This window comes from Mesorhizobium sp. M7A.F.Ca.MR.362.00.0.0 (assembly GCF_004023175.1).
Classification (GTDB): Bacteria; Pseudomonadota; Alphaproteobacteria; order Rhizobiales; family Rhizobiaceae; genus Mesorhizobium.
This window is the reverse complement of sequence record NZ_RZTF01000141.1, coordinates 3,704-12,045: the sequence shown is the minus strand read 5'-3', so window position 1 is coordinate 12,045 and position 8,342 is coordinate 3,704. Positions and strand designations below refer to the sequence as shown.

7 protein-coding genes and 1 pseudogene are annotated in these 8,342 nt (G+C 61.4%); 4 read left to right on the top strand and 4 right to left on the bottom strand.

All coding sequences use genetic code 11. The features are described 5' to 3' along the window. Positions 1-120: pseudogene (locus tag EOC06_RS42810) on the bottom strand (molecular chaperone DnaJ); the annotation flags it as partial. Between the two features lie 181 nt (positions 121-301). On the opposite strand from EOC06_RS42810, the gene EOC06_RS18245 reads away from it, so the two are divergent. Beyond that, positions 302-604, top strand: a complete 303-nt coding sequence (locus EOC06_RS18245) for a BolA family transcriptional regulator (RefSeq protein WP_013529365.1) — start codon at positions 302-304, stop codon at positions 602-604. Positions 605-634: 30 nt separating this feature from the next. Here the strand turns inward: EOC06_RS18245 and EOC06_RS18240 are convergent, their stop codons facing one another. Both EOC06_RS18240 and EOC06_RS18235 read right to left on the bottom strand, forming a co-directional pair. Further along, entirely contained in the window at positions 635-2,188 is a 1,554-nt protein-coding gene (locus EOC06_RS18240) for an acetolactate synthase large subunit (protein WP_128308430.1), read from the bottom strand. 100 nt (positions 2,189-2,288) lie between these two features. Next, a complete protein-coding gene (locus EOC06_RS18235) occupies positions 2,289-3,095 on the bottom strand; it encodes an alpha/beta hydrolase (protein WP_128308429.1) in 807 nt (268 codons plus the stop codon). Between the two features lie 240 nt (positions 3,096-3,335). On the opposite strand from EOC06_RS18235, the gene EOC06_RS18230 reads away from it, so the two are divergent. From EOC06_RS18230 to EOC06_RS18220, 3 genes are read left to right on the top strand one after another with little or no spacing between them, the layout of a single operon-like run. After that, positions 3,336-5,285 carry a PrkA family serine protein kinase gene (locus EOC06_RS18230; protein ID WP_013529362.1) on the top strand — a complete coding sequence of 650 codons (1,950 nt, stop codon included), beginning with the start codon at positions 3,336-3,338 and terminating at the stop codon, positions 5,283-5,285. A 17-nt stretch (positions 5,286-5,302) separates the two neighbouring features. After that, positions 5,303-6,613 carry a YeaH/YhbH family protein gene (locus EOC06_RS18225; protein ID WP_128308428.1) on the top strand — a complete coding sequence of 437 codons (1,311 nt, stop codon included), beginning with the start codon at positions 5,303-5,305 and terminating at the stop codon, positions 6,611-6,613. A gap of 9 nt (positions 6,614-6,622) precedes the next feature. After that, on the top strand, positions 6,623-8,164 hold the full coding sequence (locus EOC06_RS18220) for a SpoVR family protein (RefSeq protein ID WP_128308427.1): 1,542 nt from the start codon (positions 6,623-6,625) through the stop codon (positions 8,162-8,164). A 24-nt stretch (positions 8,165-8,188) separates the two neighbouring features. Here EOC06_RS18220 and EOC06_RS42805 read toward each other — a convergent pair. After that, positions 8,189-8,342, bottom strand: a 154-nt coding sequence (locus EOC06_RS42805) for a transporter associated domain-containing protein (protein ID WP_281062090.1), incomplete at its 5' end; no start/stop codon positions are given.

Below are 8,342 nucleotides of genomic sequence, written 5' to 3'. Positions count from 1 at the left end.
GCCCGCTTCCTTGCAGCCGTCCCACTGGCAGATCGGCGAGTGCGACTTCAGCTCCGCGTCCTTGTCGGGGCGGACGCGAATCTTCTCGAAATATTTGGGGTACGGCTTCATCTTACCCATTTATGGGGCGTTCGCAGATGCGAAACAAGAATTGACATTTTCGCGATCATCGCCCTAACCGCTGAATCGCGGCATAAAGCAGGCGAATGGCGGATTTTGTTGCGCGGCGGCGGCCCCTCGCGAAACCGATTTTCGGTTTCCAGGCCGAGACGCCAGCGATATGTGGTGAAGGGAGATGGCGATGTCCATACAGGCGACCATGGAAGACAAGCTCAACAAGGCATTTTCGCCGGACAGGCTGGTTATCATCAACGAGAGCCATCTCCATGCCGGCCACCACCATCACGGCTCCGACCATCACGGCACTTATGACGGCACCGGCGAGACGCATTTTCGCGTCCGCGTCGTCGCTTCCGCCTTTGCCGGCATGAGCCGCATCGACCGTCACCGCGCCGTCAATGAACTGCTTGCCGACGAATTGAAGGCCGGCGTGCACGCGCTGGCGATCGAACCGGCGGCTCCCGGCGAAAAGACCCGCTGGTAGCTCGGTTCCGCCGATCGTTTTTCGCCGCGCTCAGAGCACCGCTTCGATGAGGAACGGCCCGCGCCGTGACAGCGCGCTGTCCAGCAGCGCCTCGAAGCGCTCGCATGTATCGGCGCGAGCCGCCTCCACGCCCATGCCTTTGGCCAGCGACACCCAGTCGAGCGAGGGATGGTCGAGGTCGAGCATGCGCCTGGCGTTCTCGCCGATCGCGCCCACGCCGACATTCTTCATCTCGCCATGCAGGATTGCATAGGTTCGGTTGGAAAACACGATCGTCACCACGTCGAGCTTTTCCCGCGCCTGCGTCCACAATCCCTGTACCGTGTACATGCCGCTGCCGTCGGCTTCGAGATTGATCACCTTGCGGTCCGGACAGGCGATTGCCGCCCCGGTCGCCATCGGGATGCCGCCGCCGATCGATCCGCCCGTGCCCATCATGTAGTCGTGCGGCGCTGCAAAGGCCGACAGCGCGAAGAAACGCCTGGCCGAGGTGACCGCTTCATCGCAAACGATCGCATCGGCCGGCAGTTTGCGCGCCACCGACAGCGCGATGGCATCTTCCGTCAGCTTGCCGTTCGGCGTTGCCTCGTCGGGAAAAGCGGCCGCGAGCACCTGTTGTTGTGACGGCTTGATGCCAAGTTCGTCGCGAAGCGCCTCCAGCGCCGCATGCAGATCGTCGCCATGGGCGGCCAGTGTCAGCACCTCGCAACCTTCCCGCACGAGCCGTCCCGGTTTCCCCGGATAGGCGAAGAAGGCAACCGGCTCCTTCGCGCCGACCAGGATCAGAACATCGACATCCCTGAGCACAGCCATCGCCGCGTCGACCGGATAGGGAATGCGGGTCGGCACGACACGCCCGCGCCCGCGTTGCATCCGTGCGATCAGAACCTCGCCGAACAGGCGGACATCGCTGCCCGTCGAAATCTGCCCGGCGATGGCGAGCGCATCGGCGCGTGCGGCCTTTCCGCGAACGATCATGCCTGCCCGGCCCGGAGCGGTACGGATCGCTGCGGCGACCTTGCGCACGGCGTCCATATCGACGGCCGGCGCTGGCACCAGCTTCACCTTGCCGACCGAAACCGCGTCGACTTCGCCCCAGGCGGCATCCGCCGGCAGGATCATCGTCGCGACGCCGGGTGGTGTCAGCGAGGCGCGAAAGGCCGCTTCAGCTGCCGGCACGACATCGGCCGGGCCCTTGACGCGGCCGACCCAGTTGGACATCGGCGCCGCAAGGCTTTCGATATCGCTGGTGAGCGGGGCATCGAGCGGCAGATGGTAAGAGGCGTGGTCGCCGACGATGTTGATCATCGGGCTGAAGGCGCGCCGGGCATTGTGCATGTTGGCGAGCCCGTTGGCCAGGCCGGGACCTGTGTGAAGCAGCGTCGCGGCCGGCCGATCGGTCATCCGCGCATAGCCATCGGCGGCACCAGTCACCACGCCTTCGAACAGGCCGAGCACGCAACGCATTTTCGGCTTGCGGTCAAGCGCTGCAACGAAGTGCATTTCGGAGGTGCCGGGATTGGCGAAGCAGACCGTCACATCATTGGCCAGAAGCACGTCACACAGGACATCGGCGCCGTTCATGCAATTTCCTCCCGCTCACGATCGAAGAGCACTTGCACCCGGGCGCGCCCGCACAGCAATATCCCGCCGCCACTTTTGATCTGATCCAGTGCCGTAAGGATCAGCCAACCACCGATTTCAGGAATTCCAGCGCGGCTGCGGTCAGCGCGTCGCCGTCCTCGCCGAAATCGCGATTGATCGACAGATGCGTATAGGCGCTGCCATCGAACAGCGTGACCTGGGTGCCCGTCGCGCGCAGGCGCTCGGCAAAGGCCCTGGAGTCCTCTCCGCGTCCAGGAGCGCGCGAATAGGCAATGAACGTCGGCGGGTGCCTGCGGCCGTCGACATGGCTGGCCGGCGACAGTGCCGCCCATTGCGCGGGATCGGAAAAGACGCGGGCATAGGCCCGGACCATGCCGCCCTTCTTGGCAAGTGCTGCAAGATCATAGGCCCTGGTGTCGTCGAGGATGAGCGCGGCTATGCCCGGCAATCCGCCGCGCATGCCGGTCAGCGCAACCAGATGGCAGCCGGCCGAATGGCCCATGCCGACGACGCGGCTGGGATCGCCGCCATGCCGGGCGATGTTGGCCCTGATGTAGGCGTAGGCCTTTTCGACGTCCCCGGCTTGGGTGGCGACATCGGCCTGCGGCAACATGCGGTAATCGATGGAGACGAAGCAGAAGCCGTTGGCGAGCAGGAAGGCCGGTTTGGCGTTGACCTGACTGCGTTTGCCAAACTGCCAGGTGCCGCCATGAACGAAAAACACGACCGGCAGCCCCATTGCACCATCGGGCGCATAGATGTCGAGCTTGGCCGGCCCGTAGTCGAAGGTCTTTGGCGTGGGTCGGCGTGTTTCCGACGCGGCCGATGCTTCCAACGGCAGCATCGCCGCCACCGAGGCCATGATCAGGCTTCGTCGATCGATCATCACTGTCTCCTGACGAGGCAAGACTGCACGTGGCGGCCCCAGCCGTCCAGTCAGGGATTCGCAACACACCCGCTACCCGCGCTGAATGCCGCTCCGCACCGAGCGCCTTGATCTCGGAGTGGCCTCAAATCTTACGATCGCAGCCACCTCTTCACATGAAGGGAACAAACGGTACCCCCCGACAGTTGAATGCGAGGTGAGCCGAATGGAAGCCACAGCGGCTCCGAGGGCAAAAGCATCATGCGAGAGAACCAGTCTGACGTCTTCGATCTGTTTTCGGAAATTTACACCAACGCGGCGCAGGAAGAGATCAGCATCCAGCAATATCTCCTTGCCTGCCGCGAGGACAAGTCGATGTATGCCTCGGCGCCTGAACGGATGGTCGAGGCGATCGGCGAGCCGAACCTGGTCGACACCAGCAAGGATGAGCGGCTCGGCCGCATTTTCTCCAACCGGACCCTGAAAGTGTACCCTTCCTTTGCCGATTTCTATGGCATGGAGGATACGATCGAGCGCATCGCCGGCTATTTTCGCTATGCGTCGCAGGGGCTCGAGGAGCGCAAGCAAATCCTCTATTTGCTCGGCCCCGTGGGCGGTGGCAAATCCTCCCTTGCCGAGCGTCTGAAGAAATTGATGGAACAGCGCCCGATCTACACGCTGAAGGTCGGTAATCAGGTCAGCCCGGTTTTCGAATCGCCGCTTGGTCTTTTCCATCCTGATCGCATGGGCGACCTGCTGGAGGACAAATACGGCATTGCCCGACGCCGGTTGAATGGGCTCATTTCGCCATGGGCAGCCAAGCGCCTCGACGAACTTTCCGGCGACATTTCCAAGTTCAGCGTCGTCAAGCTGATGCCGTCGCGACTGCGCCAGATCGGCATCGCCAAGACCGAGCCCGGCGACGAGAACAATCAGGACGTTTCGGCCCTGGTCGGCAAGGTGGACATCCGGCAATTGGAAAACTTCAGCCAATCCGATCCGGACGCCTATTCCTATAGCGGCGGACTGAACCGGACTACCCAGGGCCTGCTTGAATTCGTCGAAATGTTCAAGGCGCCTATCAAGGTCCTGCATCCGCTGCTGACCGCCACCCAGGAAGGCAGCTACAACGGCACCGAAAATTTCGGCGCCTTTCCCTACCAGGGAATCATCGTGGCCCATTCCAACGAGTCGGAATGGCTGCAGTTCAAGAACAACAAGAACAATGAGGCTTTTCTTGATCGCATCCTCGTGGTCAAGGTGCCGTATTGCCTTCGGATAACCGAAGAGCGGCAGATCTACGAGAAACTGCTGCGGGAGAGCGAATTGGCCGCCAGTCCTTGCGCTCCAGAGGTGCTGGACATCCTCAGCCGGTTTACCGTCTCGACCCGTTTGGCCGAGCACGACAATTCGCCGCTCTACACCAAGATGCGCGCCTATGATGGCGAGAACCTCAAGGAGGTCGACCCCAAGGCAAAGTCGGTTCAGGAATATCGGGACGCCGCCGGCGTCGACGAGGGCATGGCCGGCGTCAGCACGCGCTTTGCCTTCAAGATCCTGTCGCAGACCTTCAACTACGACACCGAAGAGGTGGCCGCCGACCCCGTGCACCTCATGTACATCCTGGAGGAGGCGATCAAGCGCGAACAGTTTCCGAAGGAGACGGAAGCCGCCTATCTGGAGTTCATCAAGTCCGAGCTGGCCGCGCGGTATGCCGAGTTCATCGGCCATGAGATCCAGAAGGCCTATCTGGAATCGTACAGCGAGTACGGCCAAAATCTTTTCGACCGCTACATCGCCTATGCCGACGCCTGGATCGAAGACCAGGACTACAAGGATCCTGACACCGGCCAGATCCTCAACCGCGAGGTTTTGGACAACGAGCTTTCACAGGTCGAAAAACCGGCCGGCATCGCCAATCCCAAGGACTTCCGCAATGAGGTGGTGAAATTCACGCTGCGCGCCCGTGCAAGAAACCATGGCCGCAACCCGGCGTGGACAAGTTACGAAAAGCTGCGGGAAGTCATCGAGAAACGCATGTTCGGCCAGGTCGAGGACCTCCTGCCGGTGATTAGTTTCGGCTCCAAGCAGGACAGCGTCACGGAAAAGCGGCACAATGAATTCGTGCAGCGGATGGTCGAGCGCGGCTACACCGAGCGGCAGGTTCGTCGCCTTGTGGACTGGTACATGCGGGTGAACAGGGCGGGTTAGAGAACCCGGATGGTTCCATGCCGATCTTCATCGACCGCCGCCTGAACCCGAAAGACAAGAGCCTCGGCAATCGCCAGCGCTTCCTGCGACGCGCGCGCGAGGAATTGAAACGGAGCATACGCGACCAGATCCGCACCGGCAGGATCGCCGACGCGGATTCCGAGCACGCCGTGCGCATGCCCGAAAGAGGCACAAGCGAGCCGAGCTTCAGCAACGCCCGCGACAGTGGCAGGCGCCAGCACATCTTGCCGGGCAACAGGCATTTCTCCGCTGGAGACCTGATCCCCAAGCCCGGCGGAGGCGGCGGGGGAGCGTCGTCCCCGGGAAACAAGGCATCCGAGGACGACTTTCGTTTCGTACTGTCGCGCGAGGAAGTGCTCGATCTTTTCTTCGAGGATCTCGAACTCCCCGACATGGTCAAGCTCAACCTCAAGGAGATCCTTGCCTTCAAGCCGCGCAGGGCGGGCTTCGCCGCCACCGGTTCGCCGACCAACATCAATGTCGGCCGCACGATGCGCAACAGCCACGGCCGCCGCATTGCGCTGAGGCGCCCCAAGCAGGTCGAACTGGATGCGATCCTCGAGGAAATCGCCTCGCTCGAGGAGGCGCCATCCAGCGCCGACGCGCGCCAGCGTATCGCGGCATTGCGCGAAGAGCTTGACCGGCTGGAACGACGCCGCCGACGCATTGCCTATGTCGATCCGGTCGACATCCGCTTCAACCGCTTCGATTCCCGGCCGGTGCCGAACGCCAATGCCGTCATGTTCTGTCTGATGGACGTGTCCGGGTCCATGGGCGAGCGCGAGAAGGATCTGGCCAAGCGCTTCTTCGTCTTGCTGCACCTGTTCTTGAAACGACGCTACGACCGCATCGAGATTGTCTTCATCCGCCATACGCACCTGGCTCAGGAGGTCGACGAAGAAACATTTTTCTACAACACCCAAAGCGGCGGCACCGTCGTTTCCACCGCGCTGGAGGAAATGCACCGTATTATCGCGAGCCGCTACCCGGCCCACGACTGGAATATCTATGCCGCCCAGGCCTCGGACGGCGACAATTTCGCCGGCGATTCAGAGCGATGCATTTCGCTTCTCAACGGCGAGCTCATGCGGCTGTGCCAGTATTTTGCCTATGTCGAGATCATCGACGAGCGTGAAGCCCATATTTTCGGCTCGACCGAAAACGGGACATCGCTGTGGCGTGCCTATAACGCCATCGACCAGAAATGGCCGAACTTCCAGATGAGCCGCATCGCTACGCCCGCCGATATCTACCCGGTCTTTCGCCAGCTTTTCGGCAGGCAGCCGGTCTCCCTCAAGCGGGCATGAGGGTTCCCGATGGTCAGACAAGCCAGCAAATCCAGCCTGCTTTTTTCAGGGTCCGACTGGGATTTCAAAACATTGTCGCGGGCCTATGACGCGATCGAGGCACTTGCGGTCGAAGAGCTTCATCTGGACACCTATCCCGTTCAGATGGAGATCATCTCCTCGCAACAGATGCTCGACGCCTATTCGTCCATTGGCATGCCATTGATGTACCGTCACTGGTCTTTCGGCAAACATTTCCTCCACCAGGATCTGCTCTATCGCAAGGGCGGGCGCGGGCTTGCCTATGAACTGGTCATCAATTCCAATCCCTGCATCGTCTATCTGATGGAGGAAAACACCATGGCCCTGCAGGCCTTGGTGACGGCCCATGCAGCGCTCGGGCACAATCATTTCTTCAAGAACAATCAGTTGTTCAGGCAATGGACGGATGCAGGTGCGATCCTCGGCTACCTGGACTTCGCCAAGGGCTACATAGTCCGTTGCGAGGAGCGGCACGGCCTCGCCGCCGTCGAGGCTGTTCTCGATTCCGCTCACGCGCTGATGGATCAGGGCGTGTTTCGCTATCACCGGCCGCCGAGGCTGTCGTCGGAACGGCAACGCGAAGGAGTTCGCGAGCGTCTCGAATACGAGGAGCGCTCCTACAACGACTTGTGGCGTACGCTGCCGCCTTCGCAGCAAGCGGCCAACGACAAGGGCCAGGACCCGGAGCGGAAGAAATCGCTCAACCTGCCTGAGGAAAATCTGCTTTATTTCCTCGAAAAGAACAGCCCGGTCCTGGAGCCCTGGCAGCGTGAGATCATCAGGATCGTTCGGGTCATCGCGCAATATTTTTACCCGCAACGGCAAACACAGGTGATGAACGAGGGCTGCGCCACGTTCGTGCACTATACGCTGATGAACATGCTGTTCGACCGCGGCCAGATCAGCGAAGGCGCCATGCTCGAAATCCTGCGCAATCATTCCAACGTGGTCTTTCAGCCGGCGTTCGACGATCCGCGTTTTTCAGGCATCAACCCCTATGCTCTCGGCCTCGACATGATGCAGGACATTCAGCGCATTTCGACCAGACCCACGGCTGAGGACCGCGATTGGTTCCCCGACATCGCTGGCCAGGGCAACTGGCGCGAGGTGCTGCTGGACGCCTGGGCCGAGCATCGCGACGAATCCTTCATCCGCCAGTACCTCAGCCCGGCCTTGATCCGGAAATGGCGATTTTTTGTACTCGGCGACGCTGCCGACCAGCCGCATTGTCTGGTCGCGTCCATCCACGACGAGCGCGGCTACGCCAAGATACGCGCCACGCTCGCCAACAGTTATGATCTCGGCGCGAACCGGCCGGACATTCAGGTGGTGGATGTCGATCTGCTCGGCGACCGCCATTTGCGGCTGCAGCACAAGGTCAATGACGGCATCCTTCTCGAGGATGCCAGCCGCGACGCCACGCTTCGTCACATCCGCAGGCTTTGGGGTTATGAAGTCAGCCTGGCGGCCATGGATGCCGAGACCGGCGCGACGATCCACGAACGCTCGACCAGCCAGGTCGCGGGATGACGTGCTCCGGCCTCCCTGCGCGTATCAGGTGTCGCCGGCTGGCCTGATCCTCAGCCTTGCGATCCGGTTCTTGTCGCGTTTCATGACGATAAAGCGCTTGCCGTGGAACGTAAAAGCCTGTTTCTCCTCGGGGATCGATTGCGTCTCGTGGATAACGAGGCCGGCAATGGTGGTGGCC

What these genes read in the sequence shown, in the direction of transcription:
- EOC06_RS18245 (WP_013529365.1), top strand. Translation starts at nt 302, where the DNA reads ATGTCCATACAGGCGACCATGGAAGACAAGCTCAACAAGGCATTTTCG.
- EOC06_RS18240 (WP_128308430.1), bottom strand. Translation starts at nt 2,188, where the DNA reads ATGAACGGCGCCGATGTCCTGTGTGACGTGCTTCTGGCCAATGATGTG.
- EOC06_RS18235 (WP_128308429.1), bottom strand. Translation starts at nt 3,095, where the DNA reads ATGATCGATCGACGAAGCCTGATCATGGCCTCGGTGGCGGCGATGCTG.
- EOC06_RS18230 (WP_013529362.1), top strand. Translation starts at nt 3,336, where the DNA reads ATGCGAGAGAACCAGTCTGACGTCTTCGATCTGTTTTCGGAAATTTAC.
- EOC06_RS18225 (WP_128308428.1), top strand. Translation starts at nt 5,303, where the DNA reads ATGCCGATCTTCATCGACCGCCGCCTGAACCCGAAAGACAAGAGCCTC.
- EOC06_RS18220 (WP_128308427.1), top strand. Translation starts at nt 6,623, where the DNA reads ATGGTCAGACAAGCCAGCAAATCCAGCCTGCTTTTTTCAGGGTCCGAC.